This is a genomic window from Flavobacterium sp. Leaf359 (genome assembly GCF_001423985.1).
Taxonomy (GTDB): Bacteria; Bacteroidota; Bacteroidia; order Flavobacteriales; family Flavobacteriaceae; genus Flavobacterium; species Flavobacterium lindanitolerans.
Map to the genome: position 1 here is coordinate 282,301 of NZ_LMPW01000013.1, position 21,806 is coordinate 304,106.

Genomic DNA, 21,806 nt, shown 5'->3' on the forward strand with positions numbered 1-21,806 from the left:
AATTGATGTTTAGGCTTTCTGTGGTACCTCCAGTATCTAAAAGTAGTGCTATTGTGAACTACAATAAACTCTTAAAAGCACCAAAGTAGTGGAATTTATAGTTTTCAAAACACTTCTAAAAGTCTATAAACACTTATGAATATTTGACCTTTTTCCGCTTATGGCTCTACTCGATATGTAAAGTTTTTTAATACAAAATCTTCAATGCTCAAAACGTTTATATTATTCCATATAGAAGAGTCAATTTTAAATTTAACGCTTTGTTCTTCTATTTCAACAGATATTCCATTTTGTCCTTGAAATAATCCTTCTTTTTGAAATTTAATTTTTTTATAGTCACTATGAATTACATGTAAAAGCGTTCCGATATTAGTAATAACCTTAGCATTTGATTTTATTAAATCCGAATCAATTTCGTCCCCCTCAAGCGGAACAACAACTAATGCGTAATTTTGGTTTGGTATTACTGCTGTTTTAGCTTGTAATTCCGTCATGTAAGCAAATTCTTTGCCAGTTGCTTTGAGTTCTATTAACCAATTACCAATTTCAAATGCTTCTCTTTGACCACTTTCGTTAACTAAATCTGACGAATTTTCGCTTAAAATATAATCACTGCCAAATGGTTTACGATCAATATGAATATTTACCCCATCTGCATTATACTTTTTAATAAGTTCTTTGAAAAGCTTCTCGATTTTTGCACCTATATCTTGATTTCTTTGGATTAGTTTTCTTTGATTTAATCTGCTTTCATATTCTTTTCTTATGTTAGGGTCGCTAAAAATAGCTTGAACTAATTGAGGGCTGATATTACTTGTAATTATGTTTGTAATAGCTCTGTCCCAATCTATCTTTTCATCTTGTGGTAATGTATTTCTAATCAAATCAGAAACTCCAATACCTAATCTCGATAAAAACTTCTGCTTCTTCTCTTCTCTTAATAAGTTCATGATTGAATCTTCATTCTTTATCAAATCAGACAAATTTTGTGAATTTGGAGGAACATTTAAAAACTTCTTTTCAGAATCGGGTTGAATATTTTTTATTATAACCCATGGCAAGACTCTTGCCCTGTTGAGCCACATGGTTTTACTAAAAAGGAAAGTTTTTTTAAGACTTTCGATATATACTTCATGATAGTCATCATCAAAGAAAGGGTCTTTTTCGACAGCTTCTTCAAATAAGAATCTGAATCTTTCCATACTTGATTTTGAAGAGGAGTTCCTTTCATAAATGTGTCCATCAGAGGCTGTCAGGTAAGCGAAGTCTGAGTATGTGAATTCAATAGGGGACTTTAATTTGCCTTCTTCATCTTTTAATAACTCAATTTCTGTTGGATTAACTAAAAGAGATTCAATATTTTTAAGATCTAATGATTCTCGGCGTACAACTAATGGGCTATAATGAATTAATCCTTTGTTATCAAGATATCTAAAATCATCATCTGAGAGAATAGAATTATAGATTGAATGCATACAATCCTTCTCTCTTATCAAATTTGAATATAAAGGATATTCTTTGGAGAAAAAGCTAATAGGTGTAAGAATTAAATGTTTAGCCTTGACAAAAGGTTGCACGACTATTGATTCAGTATCTAACTTGTAATCGTTTATTATTTTGAGATTTTTTATACTTTCTATATCCGAGTTAATAATTAGCCATTTCAAAAATTTTGCATTTGAAATTTGGTATTCAACTTCCTGATATTCTTTATCGGATAAAGTGTTTAATTTACCTCTTAAAATTTCTACGGCTTCAGTTTTTGTTAGAGTATCAATCCCTGGTGTCGCAAAAATATTTATTTTGTTTGAAATAAGCTTAGTAGGAAAATCAATGTCAAAATTTGCAGAGATTTGATTAAGAGTATCATCATCTACCTTATCCCAATACATTCCTTCTGCTACGCGAAATTTACCTTTCATGTTAAGAAGAATTACTTTGTCTAAAGGAAACTGGGAATATTCTTCAATAATAATCTTGTATAAGATATTTAGAAAGGAAAATGAATCTTCTTTTTCATCCAATAGTTTCGTTAGTCCATCAATATCCTCTGCAATCTCTACTGTACGTATTAAATCTTTGATGCTTTTTATTGCGGGCATACTGTATATATCAGTTTTATGTAGTAGCGCCATATTTTTTGCAACATTAATCCAAGAGTCTAATTTTTTTATATCAGGTATTTTTGGATTGATAAATTTGCTATAGAGATTCCAAATTTTTGATAATAAATCTTCATTGATATTGTAAGGGATAGTTAAGTCATTGAATGAACAGAAATATTCATTATTATAGTAAGGAATACAATCAATTGAGCTTATAGATTTAATGATTTCCAATTTCATTAATCTAAACCATTCTAAATCAATCCATGAGTATTCCTTTGAATCTGTAAAATTGTAAATTTTATCAATATTATTTATTTTTTCCTGTTTAATGATTTCCAAAAAAATAGGACAACATATAGATAAAGCATTTTTAAGGATAGTTTTATTGTTATCTGAATCCTCAGAATTATTTAGATAAATACCATCTCTTTCAATTTTAGGGTCAAAAAATGTTGAATTAATTACGAAAGGAATACCGATCCCTTCCGTTCCGATTAAAGGAAATGTAAAGAATAATTTAGCACCTTCAGTGCTAACGTCTACTATATTAGATGTTTTTATGTCAACTAATATGCTGGCATCAAAGTTTAAACCTCTATGTAGGTACGCATTATATTCAAACTCAGTATTTCCATCAACAATACTGGTTATGTTCCAAACTTCTACAGAATTATTTTCAACTAAAATAGGATGTAGTTCTTCTTTCTTATACTCACTGATTATACCTTTGTTATTTATAATTATTGATGCTATCTCGTTATTAAAAAGCTGTGTGTATGGAATTAAGTTAGTAACACTTTTGAGCCCTGTTTCAGCAGTTCTTTTTCCATTATCATCAAAAAAATAAGTGAATCGAGTTTGATATGGACTTTCACCTAAGTAGCTTATCTCTCTTATAGAATTATCGAAAGATTCATTTGCAATTTTTTGTAATTCATAAAATTCACTATTGTCGATAGCATTTCTGTTTAAAATAAAAGAAAATGAACCATCGTTATTTGTTAAGGATCCTGTTATTTCAACTTCTCTTGATAATAAGTACGTGGTCATAAATCCTGTTCCGAAGCGACCTACTTTTTTCTTATCTACCTTGGATGAACCTTGTACAATAAGACTTAATATGTCGTCAAGTTCAAAAGGATTTCCTGAATGAGAAAATGATAATGAATCATCTGTTATATCAATCTTTATTTGCACAGTTTGGTTTTCACTAATCGAATCTTTAGCGTTTTGTAGCAATTCCCAAAACCATCGTTGCTCATATTCACTTCTTTCTTTGATACGGGCATCGATATCTCGATAAACACTATCTGCGTGTCTAATTACAGCAATTTCGTTTCTTCTATCTTTAATCGTATTTTTGTCAATCATGCTTTAATTACTTAAATGATTTGTAATTTGAATCATTGGTCCAGAATTCTATACATTTATTGATTTGTATTATTTCAAAAATGCCTTCTTCTTTTAACTTTTGCCATTTTCCATATCCTAATTCTTCAGATAATTTATAAAAACCATCGCCTTCATTGTTGTCACCTGCCCTCAAAACGAGAGCACTTAAAAGAGGTCTTTCACTCATATGCTCGTATCTTGAAATATCCCCAAGTAATAATCCTAATTCTTTTCTATGAAAAGGATTTTCCATTTTAAAGCCAAGCTTACAATCATCAGACAGTTTTTGATAATTAACAGTTTGGTTTGTTCTTTTACGAGCAAGTTCAATTAAATAAGTTCTAACAAGTGTATTCATATGGTTGATTTAATTATGCAATGTATTATTTTCTTTAATACAGTTATTTGTTAATGCGTAAAAAAGACAATACCAGTCAATTTTACGCATATTTAATAAGCCTTCAATTGAAGTTTACTTTCGCAGCATAATTTCAAAATTTTAAATATGCTAACAAATTTAAAGGCAGAACTTTTAGAAAGAAGTAATAACGGGTTATACTTCTTTAAACTTTATTTTCGGGATAAGCTACGATGGGCAAACAAAAAACGAAGTATAAACCTCAAGAATCCGTTTTACCCCGTACGAAGATGACCATGGTAGATGGCGGTTTATAGATTACGGTGATTCTAACTTTCAAGGTGATTGTTTCGATTTCTATGCCTTGGTGTATCATATATATTAATATTTTTCTCTGTAACGCGAAAAAAGTTACATTTGCTATGAATCTATTATTTTATGGAAAAAGAAAAAAAGAAATATTTACCTGCTTTAGAAGCAATAACAATACAAAATTTCTCACTCTATCCTGGAGATCTAAATTTTACATATAATTTTATTGATGGTATAAATCTGATTATAGGTGGAAATGGTGTAGGTAAGACAACATTTCTTAACATCTTAAAATTTGCAATAATTGGTTTATACAAAAAAGGTATTGACGTTAAAAGGCGTGAGTATAGAGGAGTAGAATATCGATATGAAAAACGAGTTAATTTGCCGTATTCTTTTTTTTCGAATAGGATGGATAACTCTGTCACATATAACCATACTGCAAAAGTTATTATAAAATTTGGCATAGGGGACAAAAAGTTTGAAGTAACAAGAAATTTGTATAGTCCTACTGTTGAAAAAGTTTTGTACACTGATAACGGTAAAACTATTGAGATTGAAGGTAACGTCGTTTCCCAAGCAGAGTTTGATAAATTGTTTTCGGATAAAGTACGGAATGAAGTTGCTTTGCATAGTACATTGCAGTGGAAATATGAGGAGTTAGTCGGTAGCACTTCAAATCATGAAATTTTTGATAATTTAATATTTTTAATTAATGATGTATTGTTTTTTAGTGAATCCAGAAAAACAATAATGTGGGATGGTACGGTACAAGATAAATTAATGAGTAAATATTTCATTGATCCTCGCTTAGACGAGAAGAAGGAAGAACTTGAGAGAGAGGGGAAGTATCAAAATTCTTTAGCAAGGCACAAGTCTGAAGATATCAGAGCTATTAATAAAATATTCGAAAGATTTAATGATAATGCTGGTGATAAAAGTTACAATGATCTTATAATAGCTATTGAAAAGGAAAAAGTAGCAGTTGATAAACTTTTTAAAAATTTAGAGTTTATTCAGAAAGAGCGACAACAATCAGAAGTGCGAATTAACAAGCTTCACTCTGAAAAGAATGTATTAAATAAGAAAATTGAAGATTTAGAGAAAAATAAACGAGCTGAAGAGCAGGTCATATATACAGCAGTATTTAAAAAGGTTACTCCTAAGTATCATGATTATTTAAAATCACTAAAGACCTCAGGTGATTGTCCTTTATGCAATAATGAACTGCAATTAGAATTCATTGATAAGATTAAAAGTGATGAATCACTTTGTATGATGTGTGGAAGTGAAATTAATGACACTCAATTGACTTCAGATAAATTAAATACTTTAAAAAGTTCTATATCAGAGAACCTTCACATTTTAAGACAAGTAGAGAAGGCGATTATTAAAGAAGAAGAAAATTTGAAAGATCTTGATAAGCAGTTTCGTAATACGTCAATTGATTTAAATAAAAAACAGTCTACACTAAGACAATTGGAATTTAGTGCACAACAATATCAAAATGACAATAAGAACTCAGGGGATTCAGAATTCAAAGCCATGAAGGCACGAATAGATGAGCTTGAGCGAGAGAAAGAGATAGCCCAAGAAAAAAGTAAAAAGGCGTATGCTGGTGCAAAAAAAATTATAAAAGATATAGATACTCAAAGATTACAAAGCAGGGAGTTATTATCAAGTATATTCAATACCTTTGGATCAAAGTTCTTAGGTGTTGAGTGTGAGTTGGTTTATGAGGATCCTAAAGATGAAGAAGGTAAAAGATATCTGCCACGAATTAATAATATCGATCGCTTATTTGAAGAAGAACTTTCTGAATCTCAGAGGTTTTTTATAGACCAATCATTCAGAATGAGTTTGCTAAGTTATTTTAATTCGAAATCTTCTTTTTTTATGTGTGAAACACCTGATAGTAGTTTAGATATTTCATACGAAAGAAATGCCGCTAAGATTTATTTAGAATACGTGAAGCGACCTAATCAACTAATAATTACCTCTAATCTAAATAATAGTGAATTTTTAGAATATTTAATTTCAGAAGCAGACAATATTAGTTATGTTAATTTGCTTAAGGTTGGAAAACAATCAGGTATACAGGCTAATAGTACTCAACTAATACAAGCTTCAGATAAAATTGAAAAAATGATTAATGGAAAAAAGTAGTAATATAAGATTTATGATATATATAGATATTCTATCTATATTTAAAATCGGGCGTTCAATTCAGTGGGAATCATTTAGGGAGAACTCAATATTCCGTATTTTATATTTATCATCTGTATTATATTCATTTCGCTTTCCTGAAAAGGAAAGCCCTTTTAATATATACAAGTTTTCTATTGACTTTACAGGTCCTTATGATGCAAGTATATCTAAAGCGATTGCCTTTTTATTAAAAGATGATTTTATTGAAAGGTCTGAAGGTGAAGATGTTTTTCGAATAGGGCGTAATTTTTCGAATGAAATTTTTGAGATTAATCTTGAAGAAGAGCGAACTTCGTGGATTAAGCAGATAATATATATATTAGGAATATATGGTGAGAATAAAATATATGAATTTATTTTTAGAGATCCTGAATATCAAAATACTATCAAATCTAATACTAACCAAGGATTAAATACAACTATAGATAATCAAACTGTACAAACTCTTTCTGTCTTTAAGGAAGCATTTGAGGAAAGTTTAGGGGACAATGCTCATGAATTGTCTTCACAACGTTACTTAGAGCTTTATTTTGAATACGTTTTTAGTAGAATTCTTAAAAGAGAAGAGTAGATGTTTGATGTGAAGAATATTAGAGCTTTTGTTCGTGATAATCATGAAGAGCTTACAGCTATAATGGAATCTCAAAGAATGGAGATAAGTAATTCTCCCCTAATAAAATTATTGCACGGGAAGTACTTAGTTCCCTTTTGGAAAGAAAGACCTAACAAAGAGTATTTTTATGCAATATATTTTGATGAAGCACTTATTGAAGATATAAATTTAGATGCTATTGCTAACAGTTTAGACTTGATCACCGAATCCCTCAAGATTTATAATTGGATTAAAGTTAATTCTAATTTTGAAGTTATTGAGCAAGCCACTATCAATCTAAATGAAGAAGCTTTAATTAATCAATCAAACACTAAGAAAGTAGTTTTCTTCTTTGGTTTAGAAGGAATAGATACAGCTATTAGAGGTAAAATAATTGATAAAATAAACGTTTTTTATAATGAAGTTGATAGAATGGAATTTGCAAAACGATATCATATATCGCAGATTGATAAATGTTTAAAGGATTATGAAGCGTATATTGGTGAACCAGGAATAAATCAAGGTTTTTTTGCAAGTGATGCGTTAGTTAATCGTTTACGTCCTGTAAATACTCCAAGAAATATTTTACTCAATAAGCCCGAAAAAATATTAAGAGATAATCTAATCTCTTTTCTAAATAGACACACTCAGCACACATTTTCTAAAGAGAATGAACTTAATAACCAAAGAGAATTGGATTTATATACAGAAGTTAAGGGTAAAAAATATCTTGTAGAGGTTAAATGGCTGGGGCAATCTATCAATGACATGGACACTGATTTGACACAGAAGGTTACAGATGTTGCTGCAAGAGAGGGAGTAACACAAACCTTAGACTATATTAAGCAACTAATTGAAGATATGAATTTTAATCTACATTGTGGTTACTTGTGTGTTTTTGATGTTCGAGAGGTGAAAAACCCTATTAATTACAGAAACTTTGATTTTATAACTAATGAACTTCAAGTATATTATAAAAATCATTTTATAAAACTTGACGAAATTAACCTTGACAGAGTATAGTTATTATGAAGTTAAAACAATTACGCTTTCTCTAAGTGATTTTATAGTTAGCTTTTGCTGATTAGAGGGCTTTAATTGCCTTGCTTCTCTAATTTCATTAACTATAAATCCATTTTTTTCTGCAATAGCACATACAATTTCATCAACTTTTATCTCAACTCCATAGTATGCTGAATTTGCAACATTAAAAAAGATTTTTCGGTTCGGCCGCATCTTCTTCCTGAATTCAAAGAATAATAGATCTATATCCAAAAAATATGCTTTGATCATTTCTATTATTTCTGAGTTCCAAAATTCTTTCTTCTTTAGGGTCAGACGGGAGATTGCTTGTTGTAACTCATTAATCTCTAATAATTCTACATCTCCATGCTTTACTTGTACATGCGAACGAAAAGTTCTCTTTCTTAAAGCTTTCAATTCATCGTAGCTATTTATGAGATCTAATATCCATAGTTCAGCAATGTAAATGTCTGTATAATCACGGGAATTTAAATAGGGAGGCGATGTTATTATTAAATCAATACTGTTGTCAGGTACGTTTGAGATGTTTGTTCGAACATCACCATAAATACAGAGTTCAGAATTATTGGTTGAAAATGTCTTTGTCGATAAGAGTTCAATATCAGGTTGAATAATATTAAATAATTTGTCCAAGAAAAACTTGTGAACCAGGCGTCTTGTAATTTTTTTATCTTGCCAATCCTTCTTATAAGACAAACATTTGCCATTCCTGTATACATTGCTCACTTCCAAAAGGATAGAAGCCAATGCAATAGTGAATAACTTTCTATAACTAACATCATCAATCTGGCTTATAATGTATTTTATATCCAGAATACCGTTCATAACACCGATATCAAAAACCCACTTCTTTTTATTTTTTTTAGGCTGAAAAGTTGTTGCTAAGGGAGGAGAAAGATATTGTCTAATAGGAAGTAGTGGACCATTTAAAAAATCAACTAAGGTTTGTTGATATGTAAGATATTCCCCAAGCTTATATTGTGAATTTAGCTTAACAGTTGCTAAAAGATGCATAAATGGGCTAACTTCAAATGAATAGCAGTTAATGCCCATGTTTTGTAATTCAACAGGAGTGGTTCCACTTCCGGCAAAAGGATCTAACGCATATTCAGGAAAATATTCAATTTCATCTATTATGCTTGTAATAAACTCTTTTGAATAACCCTCAACAAATGGATACCATTGATGAATGAATGCAGTTTTGTTTTTATTAAACTGCATTATCTTTTTATACACTTCAGTATAATCCTTTACAATGTATTGATCCTGAGTTACCAATATAGTACTTTTTGTAAAATTACAATTAAATACACTTCAAAATACGGCGTATACGATCGGTCAAAAACAATACTGTGACCATTTTTTGAATTGTCAAAGAAAAAACCCCTGAAAATCAATTGAGTTTCAGGGGTTTCAAATTGTTTCTTGTGGTACCTCCAGGAATCGAACCAGGGACACATGGATTTTCAGTCCATTGCTCTACCAACTGAGCTAAGGTACCGCTGCTAATGCGGGTGCAAATATAGAACGATTTTTAATTTATCCAAAACAATTTTAAAAAAAAATCAATTCGTAACTTCGCAAAAACAAACAAAAGGATATGCTTTTAGCAATTGATGTTGGCAATACCCGAATTAAAGGTGCTGTCTTTGAGAATGATAGTCTTTTGGGGCATTTTATTTTTCTCAAAAAAGATTTTAAAAAAAATATTGAAAAAATTTTAAAAGATTTTCCAAAAACAGCCTTTTTGGTTGTTGCTTCGGTTGGAAGTCTGGACAAAAATGATTTTTTGGACTTTGGAGAAAAGCTGAAAGTTCATTTTATATCCCATGAAGATAGTTTCCCGTTTGTTAATTTATACGAAACCCCAAAAACACTTGGCATGGACAGAATGGTCCTGGCTGCCGGAGCGGTACTGCAATTTCCAAAGCAAAACAGACTGGTGATTGATGCCGGAACCTGCATCACTTATGATTTTGTAGATGAAAATGACAACTACCTTGGCGGAGCGATTTCTCCTGGTTTGCGCTTGCGCTATGAAGCGTTGCATAATTTTACAGCCAGGCTTCCGTTATTAGAGTTGGACAGCCCTAAAAGTATCATTGGAAATTCGACCAGCCAATCCATACATTCCGGGGTTGTAAATGGAGCCGTTAATGAAATAGACGGTTTTATAAATGACTATAAACAGCATTATTCAAAATTTACGATAATTTTAACGGGCGGTGACGGAGATTTTTTGGCTAAACGATTAAAAAATACCATATTTGCCAATTCAAATTTCCTTTTGGAGAGCTTGAGCCATTTATTTCAATACAAAATCAAAAATGATTAAAAAAATTATAGTAAGCCTGGGTTTACTTTTTTCATTAGCGTCTGTAGCACAAGAAGGATCGGCGTCGCCTTATTCGTTTTATGGAATTGGAGATGCACGATTTAAGGGTACAACCGAAAACAGGTCGATGGGAGGCTTAAGTATCCTGCCAGACAGTATCCACATGAATTTGCAGAACCCGGCAACATTTGCGTCTTTGAAATTGACAAGCTTTACTGCCGGAGGAAGCTTTAGCGTTAGCAACCTGAAAACAAGAGAAGCTACAGCAAAAGCACAAAGAACCACAATTGATTATCTGGCTGTTGCATTTCCGGCAGGAAAATTAGGAGTAGGATTTGGTTTGATGCCTTACACTTCTGTTGGATATAAAATAAACTCATTTTCTGATGTTGAAGGAGTTCCTGACAGGTCATACAGCGGAAAAGGCGGAATGAATAAAGTATTTCTTGGGGCAGGATATCAGATAACATCCAAGTTAAGTCTGGGTGCGGATTTTAGCTATAACTTTGGAAGTATTGAAACCAAAAGCCTTCTTTCACAGGATGTGCAATATGGTACAAGAGAAATGAATGTGTCTGACCTAAGCGGTGTTTCTTTTAATACCGGATTGGTATTTACGACAAAAATTAAAAAATTGGATTTTGTTTCCAGTGTGACGTATAGTCCTCAGGCCAATCTGAAATCAGAAAATGAAAGAAAGATTGCTACATTGGTAGGAAGCAGCCAATCTGAAATCGTAGTAGAAGAAAAGGAAATTGAAGTGGCCGATTCTGATTTGAAATTGCCAAGCAAATTTGCTTTTGGACTTGGATTAGGAAAAAAAGGAGAATGGTTTGTTGGAGCCGAAGTAACACTTCAGGAAAGCAGTAAATTTGGGAACAGGTATAACGACATTACCAATGTTAGCTATGAAAATGCCACAAGATACAGCTTGGGAGGTTATTTTGTTCCGGATTATGATTCTTTCACCAGCTACTGGAATAGGGTTACCTACAGAGCAGGTTTTAAATATGAAAATACAGGATTGGTTGTAGGTGATACTTCAATCAAGGACTATGGAATGACAATGGGATTAGGATTGCCTGTAGGCGGAACAATCTCAAACCTGAATATTGGCTTTGAATACGGAAGAAAAGGAACGACCCATGCAGGTCTTGTCAAAGAAACCTACGCCAATATATTTTTAAGCTTATCTTTAAATGATAGATGGTTTGTAAAAAGAAAGTATGAATAAAAAAAACTTGTTTGGTAGCAGATTGGCAGTATTGATTTTTGCCGTTCTGGGTTTTAATTTTGCAGCAAAAGCACAAAATCCGGAATGTAAGAACAAACTTATTGCATTTGAAGAATTTATTCGGGAAAATAGCTATGACCAGACAATTTACAACCGCTGGAAGGAATTAAAACAACAGTGTCCTACAGAAAGTGAAACCATCTACCTCTTAGGTGAAAAAATATTGAGTCAGAAAGTTGACCAAGCCAATACGGCTGAAGAAAAAAGTCCGTTGATTACGGAACTTTTAAATTTGTATGACGAACACGACAAAGTTTTCCCGAATAATAAAAGAGGAAACAGAATTAATAAAGCACTTCTGCTTTATGAGAACAAATCCGGTGACTCGCGTGAGATTTTTACTTTTCTGGACAAGGCTTTCCAATTAGACAATGCCGGGTTTACCAATCCGGAGGTTCTGAATATTTATTCGGAATTGCTCGTGTCTCAATACGGGAAAAAAGAAATTGAGCTTACATCAGACCAGCTTTTGGCAAAACTGGACCAGATAGCTGAAAAAGTACAGGTTGAATTAAAAAAATCAAATCAGATTAAAGACAACCTGACGTTAAAGTCGCAAACGGCAAAATTAACGGCAGAAGAACAAAACAGCCTGCAGCAATCGAAATTAAGTATCAGTGAATTGACGATTGTGGCTGAAAATGTAAATGCTGGAATAGATAAGCAGGCCAATTGCGAAGTGTTGCTTTCATTCTACCAGAAAAATTTTGATAAAAATTCTGAAAATGCATTGTGGTTGGAGAGAGCTTCTGACAGGTTGGATGCTAAAAAATGTAAATCAGATTTCTTTGTAAAGGTTACCGAAAAACTTTATGCGTTAAGCCCTACCGCAAAATCAGCCTATGCTATGGGTATGATTGCCAGAAATGCCAGAAACTCACCAGAAACAATTGAATACTTTACCAGGTCGGCAGAATTACAGACAGATGTCAACAAAAAAGCAGAACTTTACTATCTGATAGCAACTACTTATGGCTATCCTGAAAAGGAAAAAGCCAGAGAATTTGCAAAAAAGGCATTGGAGATAAAACCGAACTTTGGAAAATCCTATATTTTTATTTCCCAACTTTACAGCTACAGTACCAGAGACTGCGAAAGCAATAATGCTTTTGAAAGTAAGGCACTGTTCTGGCTGGCGGCAGAAACAGCAAAAAAAGCAGGAACAGTTGACCCGTCAATGAAAAAGACTGCCGATCAGCTTGCAGCCGATTTTACCAAGAAAGCACCATCCAAACAGGAAATTTCCCAAGCTAAAAGAAAAGCAGGAGAGCAGATTTCATTCAAATGTTGGATTGGCGAATCAGTAAGCATTCCAAAATTATAATATGATTTCCAAGAGCAAGATAGTATTCCCAGCTGTGTTTGTGTTACTGGCCGGTTTTTTGTTTTCTTGTGAAAGCAATTTCAAAGGTGTCCAGAAAATCAATGTTTCTGCTTTTACGCCTGTTGGCGAAGCAGATACCATCAATTTGAAATATACAGATTCCGGCAAAGTAAAGGCAATATTGGTCAGTCCGAAAATGCTGGATTTTTCAAATGCATCATTCCCTTATACTGAATTTCCTAAAGGAGTTGATGTGACGTTATATGACAATAACGGTAAAAAAAGCTATGTTTCTTCAGATTATGCCATAACCTACAAAGGAACCGATATTATCGACTTGCAGGGAAATGTGAAAATTACTTCCGAAGATGGTAAAATATTGGAAACTACCCAATTGTATTATGACCAGAAAAGAGAATGGTTCTTTACGGAAAAGAAATGCAAGCTTACTTTAGGGCCTGGCAATGAATTCTATACGAAAGGATTTGATGCCAGCCGTGATTTTAAAGATATCAACGGTCAGGTGTTTTTTGGTGAAGGACAGGCAGACGAATTTTAAACTTCAAAACAAATATAATGGTTTACCTAAAATACATTCAGTATTTCTATCTTATTGCGGCAATTCTTTTTGCAGTTGATGGTTTTGTACAACTTAATTCAGCCGAAAGAAGTCCCTGGCTGAGTTTTTTCTTTGCAGCAATTGCGCTTTTTATGTTTTTCTTTCGTAGGAGATTTGCAAAGAAATATGAAAACCAAAACAAAAATAAATAACATTTATTTCCCTGTTTTCCTTACTTTTTGCGGATCTTTTACAGGTCATTCAAAAAAAACTTCATCTTTCTCGGAAAATATGGGTTTACTCCTTTTATTATTAAATAGATAATTGTATTTTCGCCCTCTGAATTTAAAAATTAACAATAAAAAATGGCAGTTTTATCAAAAATTAGACAACGATCATTACTTCTTATATTTGTTATTGGTTTTTGCTTATTAGCATTTGTTGTTGGTGACCTTATCAACAGCGGTGGTTTCAAGCAGACTTCAAAATACGTTGGAAGTATCAACGGAGAAGATATTTCATTTGAAGATTTTAGAAGTAAAGTCGATGCAGTTGAAAAAGGCGGTCAGGGAATCTCATCGTCTCAAGCAGCAAATCAGGTATGGGAACAGGAAGTTTCTTTAGCTTTGCTGACAGAGCAGTTTGAGAAATTAGGAATCAGAGTAGGTGAAAGCCAAATCCTTGATGTCCTTAAACAAAGTCAGGATATAGGGCAAAACCCACAATTCCAAAACGCAGCAGGCCAGTTTGATTATCAAAAATACAAAGAGTTTTTCCAGTCTAATCCGGAATTGACAACTCAATTGAGAGAAAGAGAAACTCAGGCGGCTATTAATGCAAAATATCAAATCTACAGCACTATGCTAAAAGCAGGTTTGATAACTACAGAAGCTGAAGGAAAATTACAATATGAGATGGAGTCTGATAAAGTAACTTTTGATTATGTTGCTTTCCCATTCTCAAACATAAAAGACAGCGAAGTTCCGGTTTCTAATGACGAAATCGTTGCTTACATGAGAAAGAACGAGAAAAAGTTCAAAGCTGATGAAACACGCGAATTGCAATTTGTTGTAATTGATGACAAACCTTCTAAGGAAGACGAAGAAGAAGTGAAGAAAAACATTACTGCTTTGCTTTCTCCTAGAGTTGTTTTCAATGAAACTACAGGTAAGAATGATACCATCAAAGGTTTCAAAGACATTACAAACAACCAGGAATTTGTTGATGCAAATTCAGATGTGAAATACGATTCAACTTATGTAACTAAAAACAACCTGCCTGCACAATTCGCAGACCAGTTATACAACCTGCCAACAGGTGAAGTTTTTGGACCATACATCTATAACGGATACTATGCTATAAGCAAATCATTAGGCAAAAAAGCTGGAGCCAGCGCTAAAGCAAGCCATATTTTGGTGAGCTATGCAGGAAGCAAAATTCCTAATCCGGCGATAACTAGAACTAAAGAAGAAGCGAAAGCGAAAGCGGATGACCTATTCAAACAAATCCAGGCTAATCCGGCTATTTTGGAATCATTGGTTGCAACTAATTCTGATGACCAGGGTTCTCTTCAAACCAGAGGAGAATATGATAACATCGTTCCTGGGCAAATGGTTAAACCTTTCAACGATTTCGTATTCAACAGCCCAATCGGAAAAGTAGGTCTTGTTGAAACAGAATTTGGTTTCCACATTGTTAAAGTAATTGATAAGCGTGATGCTGTTCGTTTGGCAACAATTGCACAAAGAATCGAGCCATCTGAAGCAACCAGTGATGATATCTTCAAAAAAGCAACCAAAATTGAAATGGAAGCTAAAGACAAAGATTTTGCTACAGTAGTTAAATCTCTTGGATTGACAGTAGCTTCGGCTAATGTAAAAGCACTTGATGAAAACTTTGGAAGCTTTACAAACCAAAGACAGGTAGTAAGATGGGCCTACAATAAGGAAACTTCTGAAGGAGATGTAAAACGTTTCAACGTTCCAAACGGAAACCTAATCGTGAAACTAAAAAAGATTAACGAAGAAGGATTGATGGCTATCTCTGATGCAAAACCAATCGTTGAGCCAATCCTGAAGAATCAGAAGAAGACAGAAAAGATAAAGCAAATCATGAAAGGTGCTACTTTGGAAGAAGCAGCAAAAGCGGCAAAAGTTTCTGTTGCAAACGCTACAGACCTTACATTGCAAAATCCAAACCTTTTAGGATTCGGAGCGGAACCAAAAGTTGTAGGTACTGCTTTTGCAACTGCACCAAACAAAGTTTCTGACCTGATTGAAGGTAGAGCAGGAGTTTTCAAATTGCAAACAAAGAGTGTAGTGAAAGCACCTGCAATTAAAAACTACGATACTTACACTGCCAGACTTAAAGCTATGAGCGGAGCTTCACTTGGAAGGATTATCCCGGCTTTAAAAGATAAGGCTAAAATCAAAGATAACCGATTAGATTTCGGATTCTAATAGATAGAGATAAAAAAATCCCGACTAAAAGTCGGGATTTTTTATTTTAAAATCATTTCGTCATAAGTAAGAATAGTAGGAAATCCTTTCTCTTTAAAATAATCGGTAGGGTCATTTTTAGAAAGCGCCAGTACAAAATCACCTCCCCAGGCACCAAGGCTTTTGACTACGCCTTTAAAATCACTGAAATAGGTTTCCTGTATGGTTTGCATTTCCAGAACATCACTTAGAATCATTTCATGCTTTTCAATCAGATAGGCAAATGTCTTTAAGTCTTCGGCTTTAAGAAGAGCTTCGGTAATCTGGTCTATTTTTCGGGATACTTCAGCAATATTATTTTGCTTGTTATAATAGGAAGCAATGGCCGCTTTGCTGCTTTGCTTTCGGTTTAAGTAAACGAAATACATGTTGCGGGTAAAATCCGGATTGAAAACGGTTTCTTCAATTCGGGGCCGGTCGTCCTGCAGCCAATACAGAATAGGAGTGTCTTTTTGGGCACACGCAATATCATAGCCGCTTCCTCCAAAACTTTTGCGAAGCAGTTCAAAAGCATCAATATCGAGCCACTGGGCAATATTATTAATCAGGGTAGAAGAAGTCCCAAGTCCCCAAAGTTTCGGGAAAGTAAGTTCGGTGGTAATGGTATAGCCTTCGGATGCTTCAATAAATTCCGGATTCAATAGATAAGCCTCGTGCAAAATTTCAATCAGCGTAGTTTTGATTTTGTCAGAACTGAAAGATTCTTTTTTGATGATGCTTTCAAAAGTAATGTTGTCTTCAAACCAAATACTTCCATCCTTATCAAAGCTTTTCCAATCCATTTGATTGTTTTTGCCGTTTTTAATGGTCAGATTCTGTCCAAATTTAGTCGGTAGGGCCAAAGCCCTGGCACCGTCCAATACGACATATTCTCCGGTGATAAGAAGTTTTCCGTTGCTATAGAATGTCTTTTTCAAGAGTATTTAGGATTTAACTTTTCTCAAATCATTTACATATTCCACAACAGCCACATGAGAAACAGGATGGTGTTCAAAATGTTTCACAATCTTAACTCTTTCTTCGTCTGTAGCTTCCAGTTGATTGATGATGTTGCCAAGGTGCATTTTCATATGGCCTTCCTGAATTCCTGTTGTTGTCAGTGAACGCAATGCGGCAAAATTTTGGGCCAGTCCAACAACAGCTACAATCTGCATCAGTTCTTGTGCAGAAGGTTTTTCAAGCATTTCCAAAGCCAGTTTTACCAGAGGATGCAAAGAGGTCAATCCGCCCACAGTACCTAAAGCAAGAGGCACTTCCAGCCAGAAATGAAAAATGCCGTTTTCAATTTTAGCATGCGAAAGGCTTTGATAGCGGCCTGATTTGGAAGCATAGGCATGGACTCCGGCTTCTATGGCACGGAAATCGTTTCCGGTAGCCAATACCACGGCATCAATTCCGTTCATGATTCCTTTGTTATGGGTAACGGCACGATAAGGTTCGACTTCTGCTATTTGTACGGCCCGAACAAATTTTTCTGCAAAATCTCCCGGATTACTATTCTTTTCTTTTAAGTCTTCTACCTTGCAGGATACTTCGGCACGGACAATGCAGTTTGGGACGTAGTTCGACAGTATGCTCATGACAATCTGTATGTTTTTTTCCTCTTCAGAAAAAATCCCGGACGATTGGGCTTCATTTTTTAAAGTCTTGGCAAACTGTTCCAGGCAGGAATTTATAAAATTCGCTCCCATCGAGTCTTTGGTCTCAAAAGTCGCGTGGAGTTGGAAATAATCAGGAAGCAGGTCTGTTTTATCTTTGAGCACAATATCCAGGATACCACCACCGCGTTTCTGCATATTTTTGGTAATGCTTTCTGTTTCTTCAAAAAAACGATTTTTGATTTCTGTAAAAAACTTTTCCAGTTTTGAAGCATCACCTTTGTAAAGAAAATGAACCTGGCCTATTTTTTCGGTATTGATGACAGTAGCTTTAAATCCGCCTCTTTCCGACCAGAATTTTGCTGCTTTGGCTGCTGCCGCCACTACAGAACTTTCTTCAATTGCCATAGGAACAGTATAAAATTTTCCGTTGATTAGAAAATTAGGAGCAATTCCCAAAGGCAGGTAAAAGTTGGTAATCGTATTTTCTATAAAATCATCATGCAGTTTTTGAAGCCTGGTGTCAGAATTCCAGTAATTTTTTATAATTGCTGTAGCTTCTTCCGGATTTGAAAAATAGTTTTCGGCAATCCAGCTTATTTTTTCCTCTTTGGATAGTTTTGAAAATCCCGAAATGGTTTTGTTCATTATCTAACAGTTATGTCTTTAAATAGTACTGCAAAGATACTGTTTCAGACAGTTCTTTTTAACTGTTTAAAGTATGATTTTATGAAAGGTGTTTGAAACTTTGTACCGAAATATTTCTAATACGTTGGGTTTGCGGCTCTGCGTCTTTGCGTGAAATAGTTGCTCGCAAAGACGCAGAGCCGCAAAAACGAAATTGCCACAGGTCAATTACTCCTTAATAAACGTCATCTTTTTTGCCATTTTTTTCTGCCAGCCGTACGGCAGTATAGAATGGCCGTTTTCAACCATTTTGTTCATTTGGGCAACAACGGTGTCCTGTATGCTTTTAGGCAGGTTGTAAAAATCAGCATCGATGCTAAAATTCCGTTCGTCATCCAATACTCCGTTCTGTATACGGATTCCGATTTTTTTACCTTTATAATAGGTCAGTATTTTGATTCTTCCGTCGTCGTAGCCATTGAAGCCATTTGTACCATAAAAAAGTATAGGTTCAATAATTCCGTCCAGGTCAAAATCTTCTACATAAATATATTTTGTCCAAAACCAGATGCTGTCTTCCCCTTCTTTTTTGGAGTCATTGGTTTCAAAAGTTTTGGTCCAGACATTATTTTCTATCTTAAAGTTAAACGCTTTAACGGCATTATTAAAATTACCTTCTTTCGATGTATTCATTTTGTCTTCGGTCAGAACCAAATAATATTTTCCGGTTTTGTCCTGATAATCGTAAACCTTCCAAATTGAAAAATTAATACCTAATTCTTTCTTTTTTTCATGGGTAAAGATTTCATTTATTTTCTCCTGCGTCAGTGTTTTGTATTTGCTATTCGGTTCGTTTTTGGAACCGGGTTGCGAAATCTCGTTGATTTTTTGGGCTAGAATAGCAATGTTTTTTTGTTCAATGTCAGAAAATACTATAGTGTTATTATTGGCAGAAGGTTTATACCATGAAAATTGTTTGAAATGTCGGGCATATTCTTCATTGGAAAAAGTATAACCTTTTCTTGCGTACATTTCATTTTTCAAAAGTTTCAAAGCAGGTACATTTAGATTTTGTATACTGCTTTCCCGGATTATTTCGGACGAACATTCTGAACAATCCTTCAGGTTTTGTGCATTGATTGTAAAGGAAATCAGTAAAAAATACAATAAATAATTTTTCATTCGAGGCGGGATTTGTTCAAACATAATGGTAAAATAACAATAGAAACTGGCTGATAGAAAATTTTTTATAAGTTTTATATCGGAAACATTTGAAATTTAGAGATTAATCAAAATTACAAAAATTGCATTTAACACAAAAAATCAAGGTTTATTCCGATTTTTTCACTAAAATTGACAGTTTTTTTACCTTAGCAAAATATGATGAATTCACGAAAGATTGCCGCATTGCTTTTTTTTATCGGCATGTCGGTTTTTGGCCAGCAAAAAATCACTCTCGAAGAAATATGGGGAGGTGCTTTTAGGGCTGAAGGAATGGACGAATTACAATCCTTAAAAAATACCAACCAATATACTGTATTAAATTTTGACAGGCCGTCAAGGAGCATGCAGATTGATTTGTACGATTATGCAACGCTGAAAAAGGTTGCTACGCTGATTGATACTAAAAATCACAAAGACCTGCCGATGATTGATAGCTATATTTTCAATTCGCAGGAAAATAAAATGTTGATTGCCTGCAAATCGGAGCAGATTTTCCGCCACTCTTTTGTAGCAGACTATTATTTATATGATATCCAGACAAAACAATTGACGAAATTGTTTGACTTTAAAATACAGGAACCTACCTTTTCTCCTGATGGAAATCAGATTGCCTACGCCAAAGACAATAATTTATATGTCTACAACCTGCAATCAAAAACGACCAAACAAATTACAACCGACGGGAGGAAAAATGCCATCATTAATGGTATAACCGACTGGGTTTATGAAGAAGAATTTTCTTTTGTAAGGGCCTATGACTGGAATGCGGCAAGCGATAAGATTGCTTTTATCCGTTTTGATGAGACCGAAGTGCCGGAATTTTCGATGGATTTATACAGCGGCGGACTTTATCCAACACAACAGGTTTTTAAATATCCAAAAGCCGGAGAAAAAAATGCTTTGGCTTCTCTGCATGTATATGACCTGAAAGCCAATGCTTCCAAACAGATTAACTTAGGTAATTATAACGATTTTTATATTCCGAGAATCAAATGGACAAACGAAGCGAATGTCCTTAGCGCTCAGGTTATCAACAGACACCAGAACAATCTTGATTTGCTTTTTGTTGACGGAACTACCGGTGCAACAAAAGTGGTTCTGAATGAAAAAGATAAAGCCTATGTGGATATTACAGACAACCTGACTTTCCTAAAAGATAACAGCTTTATATGGACCAGTGAAAAAGACGGATACAACCACATCTATCATTATGACAAGTCAGGAAAGCTGAAAAACCAAATTACCAAAGGTGCCTGGGAAGTTACGGCCTACTATGGTCTTGACGAAAAAACAGGAACTGTTTTTTACCAGTCTGTAGAAAACGGTTCCATTAACAGGGACATCTATTCTATCAAACTTAACGGAAAAGACAAGAAAAGACTTTCTTCCGCAACAGGAACCAATTCGGCTACTTTCAGCCCAAACTTCCAGTTCTATATCAATACTTTTTCAAACGTATCGACTCCGGCGCAATATTCGTTAAATGATGCCAAAACCGGTAAAGAAGTACAATCAATCAAAAAGAATGAAAAGCTGCTTTCGAAATTGCAGGGGTATAATCTGCCGTCAAAAGAATTTTTTGAGCTGACTACAGAAAAAGGGCATAAGCTAAATGCCTGGATGATTAAACCGAAAGATTTTGATGCTTCTAAAAAATATCCGGTTTTAATGTTTCAATATTCCGGCCCGGGTTCACAGGAAGTTAAGAACAGCTGGCTCAACACAAATGATTTTTGGTATATGATGCTTGCGCAGCAAGGCTATATCGTGGCTTGTGTTGACGGAAGAGGAACCGGTTACAAAGGAGCCGATTTCAAAAAAGTAACCTATAAAGAATTGGGGAAATTTGAAGTAGAAGACCAGATTGATGCGGCAAAAGTGATTGGGAAATACAATTATGTTGACAGCAGCAGAATAGGAATCTGGGGTTGGAGCTATGGAGGTTTTATGTCGTCCAACTGCATATTGAAAGGAAACGATGTTTTCAAAGCGGCAATAGCTGTTGCTCCGGTAACCAACTGGCGTTTCTATGATTCAGTCTATACGGAACGATACATGCAGACTCCACAGGAAAATGCTTCCGGATATGACGAAAACTCTCCAATCAACCATGTTGGCAAATTAAAAGGAAAATACCTGTTAGTACACGGAACGGCAGATGACAATGTTCACGTACAAAATACGATGCTGATGATTGAAGCCTTGGTTCAGGCCAACAAGCAATTTGATTGGGCAATTTACCCGGATAAAAACCATGGAATTTATGGTGGAAAAACCAGATTGCAACTCTATACAAAAATGACAAACTTTATTAAAGATAACTTATAGTACTC

Annotated in this window: 15 protein-coding genes and 1 tRNA gene; 9 read left to right on the forward strand and 7 right to left on the reverse strand. The window is 34.2% G+C overall.

The genetic code is table 11. The features are described from left to right. Positions 1 to 158: 158 nt before the first annotated feature. Together ASG38_RS13765 and ASG38_RS13770 are read right to left on the reverse strand one after the other, a co-directional pair. Positions 159 to 3,479, reverse strand: coding sequence for a sacsin N-terminal ATP-binding-like domain-containing protein (locus ASG38_RS13765; protein WP_056072149.1), 3,321 nt, complete (start codon positions 3,477 to 3,479; stop codon positions 159 to 161). Between the two features lie 7 nt (positions 3,480 to 3,486). Then, positions 3,487 to 3,858, reverse strand: coding sequence for a hypothetical protein (locus tag ASG38_RS13770; RefSeq protein WP_056072153.1), 372 nt, complete (start codon positions 3,856 to 3,858; stop codon positions 3,487 to 3,489). A gap of 438 nt (positions 3,859 to 4,296) precedes the next feature. On the opposite strand from ASG38_RS13770, the gene ASG38_RS13775 reads away from it, so the two are divergent. Genes ASG38_RS13775 through ASG38_RS13785 form a run of 3 tightly spaced genes read left to right on the forward strand, consistent with a single transcriptional unit; the run spans position 4,297 to position 7,993 of the window. Further along, a complete protein-coding gene (locus ASG38_RS13775) occupies positions 4,297 to 6,336 on the forward strand; it encodes an AAA family ATPase (RefSeq protein ID WP_056072156.1) in 2,040 nt (679 codons plus the stop codon). Beyond that, complete coding sequence (locus tag ASG38_RS13780) at positions 6,323 to 6,949, forward strand: hypothetical protein (RefSeq protein WP_056072159.1); 627 nt, start codon at positions 6,323 to 6,325, stop codon at positions 6,947 to 6,949. Before ASG38_RS13775 ends, ASG38_RS13780 begins: the two co-directional genes overlap by 14 nt. Next, entirely contained in the window at positions 6,950 to 7,993 is a 1,044-nt protein-coding gene (locus ASG38_RS13785) for a hypothetical protein (protein ID WP_056072162.1), read from the forward strand. A 3-nt stretch (positions 7,994 to 7,996) separates the two neighbouring features. Here the strand turns inward: ASG38_RS13785 and ASG38_RS13790 are convergent, their stop codons facing one another. Together ASG38_RS13790 and ASG38_RS13795 are read right to left on the reverse strand one after the other, a co-directional pair. Continuing rightward, the gene (locus ASG38_RS13790; RefSeq protein WP_235498596.1) at positions 7,997 to 9,292 is read right to left on the reverse strand and encodes a DNA modification methylase; all 1,296 of its coding nucleotides are present in this window, start codon (positions 9,290 to 9,292) and stop codon (positions 7,997 to 7,999) included. Between the two features lie 150 nt (positions 9,293 to 9,442). Beyond that, positions 9,443 to 9,515: transfer RNA gene (locus tag ASG38_RS13795), tRNA-Phe, on the reverse strand. Between the two features lie 99 nt (positions 9,516 to 9,614). Between ASG38_RS13795 and ASG38_RS13800 the strand changes: the two genes are divergently transcribed. The 5 genes from ASG38_RS13800 (at position 9,615) to ASG38_RS13825 (ending at position 15,985) form a co-directional block, all read left to right on the forward strand. Next, positions 9,615 to 10,349, forward strand: a complete 735-nt coding sequence (locus tag ASG38_RS13800; protein ID WP_056072164.1) for a type III pantothenate kinase — start codon at positions 9,615 to 9,617, stop codon at positions 10,347 to 10,349. Next, a complete protein-coding gene (locus ASG38_RS13805) occupies positions 10,342 to 11,583 on the forward strand; it encodes a hypothetical protein (protein ID WP_056072166.1) in 1,242 nt (413 codons plus the stop codon). Before ASG38_RS13800 ends, ASG38_RS13805 begins: the two co-directional genes overlap by 8 nt. Continuing rightward, a complete protein-coding gene (locus ASG38_RS13810) occupies positions 11,576 to 12,967 on the forward strand; it encodes a hypothetical protein (RefSeq protein WP_056072168.1) in 1,392 nt (463 codons plus the stop codon). The genes ASG38_RS13805 and ASG38_RS13810 overlap by 8 nt, the downstream gene beginning before the upstream one ends. Position 12,968: 1 nt before the next feature. Continuing rightward, the gene (lptC, locus tag ASG38_RS13815) at positions 12,969 to 13,526 is read left to right on the forward strand and encodes an LPS export ABC transporter periplasmic protein LptC (protein WP_056072170.1); all 558 of its coding nucleotides are present in this window, start codon (positions 12,969 to 12,971) and stop codon (positions 13,524 to 13,526) included. Positions 13,527 to 13,891: 365 nt separating this feature from the next. Further along, the gene (locus ASG38_RS13825) at positions 13,892 to 15,985 is read left to right on the forward strand and encodes a peptidylprolyl isomerase (RefSeq protein ID WP_056072176.1); all 2,094 of its coding nucleotides are present in this window, start codon (positions 13,892 to 13,894) and stop codon (positions 15,983 to 15,985) included. Positions 15,986 to 16,026: 41 nt separating this feature from the next. On the opposite strand, the gene ASG38_RS13830 is transcribed toward ASG38_RS13825, so the two are convergent. From ASG38_RS13830 to ASG38_RS13840, 3 genes are all read right to left on the reverse strand, one after another. Next, positions 16,027 to 16,941, reverse strand: coding sequence for a GYDIA family GHMP kinase (locus ASG38_RS13830; RefSeq protein ID WP_056072179.1), 915 nt, complete (start codon positions 16,939 to 16,941; stop codon positions 16,027 to 16,029). 6 nt (positions 16,942 to 16,947) lie between these two features. Next, a complete protein-coding gene (locus ASG38_RS13835; RefSeq protein WP_056072181.1) occupies positions 16,948 to 18,270 on the reverse strand; it encodes a hydroxymethylglutaryl-CoA reductase, degradative in 1,323 nt (440 codons plus the stop codon). A 207-nt stretch (positions 18,271 to 18,477) separates the two neighbouring features. Beyond that, entirely contained in the window at positions 18,478 to 19,431 is a 954-nt protein-coding gene (locus ASG38_RS13840) for a YARHG domain-containing protein (protein ID WP_056072184.1), read from the reverse strand. 201 nt (positions 19,432 to 19,632) lie between these two features. Here ASG38_RS13840 and ASG38_RS13845 point away from each other — a divergent pair, with 201 nt between their 5' ends. Continuing rightward, entirely contained in the window at positions 19,633 to 21,801 is a 2,169-nt protein-coding gene (locus tag ASG38_RS13845; RefSeq protein ID WP_056072545.1) for a S9 family peptidase, read from the forward strand. The last annotated feature ends 5 nt before the right edge of the window (positions 21,802 to 21,806 follow it).

Coding starts and splice junctions, on each gene's coding strand:
- ASG38_RS13765 (WP_056072149.1), bottom strand. CDS start 3,479: ATGATTGACAAAAATACGATTAAAGATAGAAGAAACGAAATTGCTGTA.
- ASG38_RS13770 (WP_056072153.1), bottom strand. CDS start 3,858: ATGAATACACTTGTTAGAACTTATTTAATTGAACTTGCTCGTAAAAGA.
- ASG38_RS13775 (WP_056072156.1), top strand. CDS start 4,297: ATGGAAAAAGAAAAAAAGAAATATTTACCTGCTTTAGAAGCAATAACA.
- ASG38_RS13780 (WP_056072159.1), top strand. CDS start 6,323: ATGGAAAAAAGTAGTAATATAAGATTTATGATATATATAGATATTCTA.
- ASG38_RS13785 (WP_056072162.1), top strand. CDS start 6,950: ATGTTTGATGTGAAGAATATTAGAGCTTTTGTTCGTGATAATCATGAA.
- ASG38_RS13800 (WP_056072164.1), top strand. CDS start 9,615: ATGCTTTTAGCAATTGATGTTGGCAATACCCGAATTAAAGGTGCTGTC.
- ASG38_RS13805 (WP_056072166.1), top strand. CDS start 10,342: ATGATTAAAAAAATTATAGTAAGCCTGGGTTTACTTTTTTCATTAGCG.
- ASG38_RS13810 (WP_056072168.1), top strand. CDS start 11,576: ATGAATAAAAAAAACTTGTTTGGTAGCAGATTGGCAGTATTGATTTTT.
- lptC (WP_056072170.1), top strand. CDS start 12,969: ATGATTTCCAAGAGCAAGATAGTATTCCCAGCTGTGTTTGTGTTACTG.
- ASG38_RS13825 (WP_056072176.1), top strand. CDS start 13,892: ATGGCAGTTTTATCAAAAATTAGACAACGATCATTACTTCTTATATTT.
- ASG38_RS13835 (WP_056072181.1), bottom strand. CDS start 18,270: ATGAACAAAACCATTTCGGGATTTTCAAAACTATCCAAAGAGGAAAAA.
- ASG38_RS13840 (WP_056072184.1), bottom strand. CDS start 19,431: ATGAAAAATTATTTATTGTATTTTTTACTGATTTCCTTTACAATCAAT.
- ASG38_RS13845 (WP_056072545.1), top strand. CDS start 19,633: ATGAATTCACGAAAGATTGCCGCATTGCTTTTTTTTATCGGCATGTCG.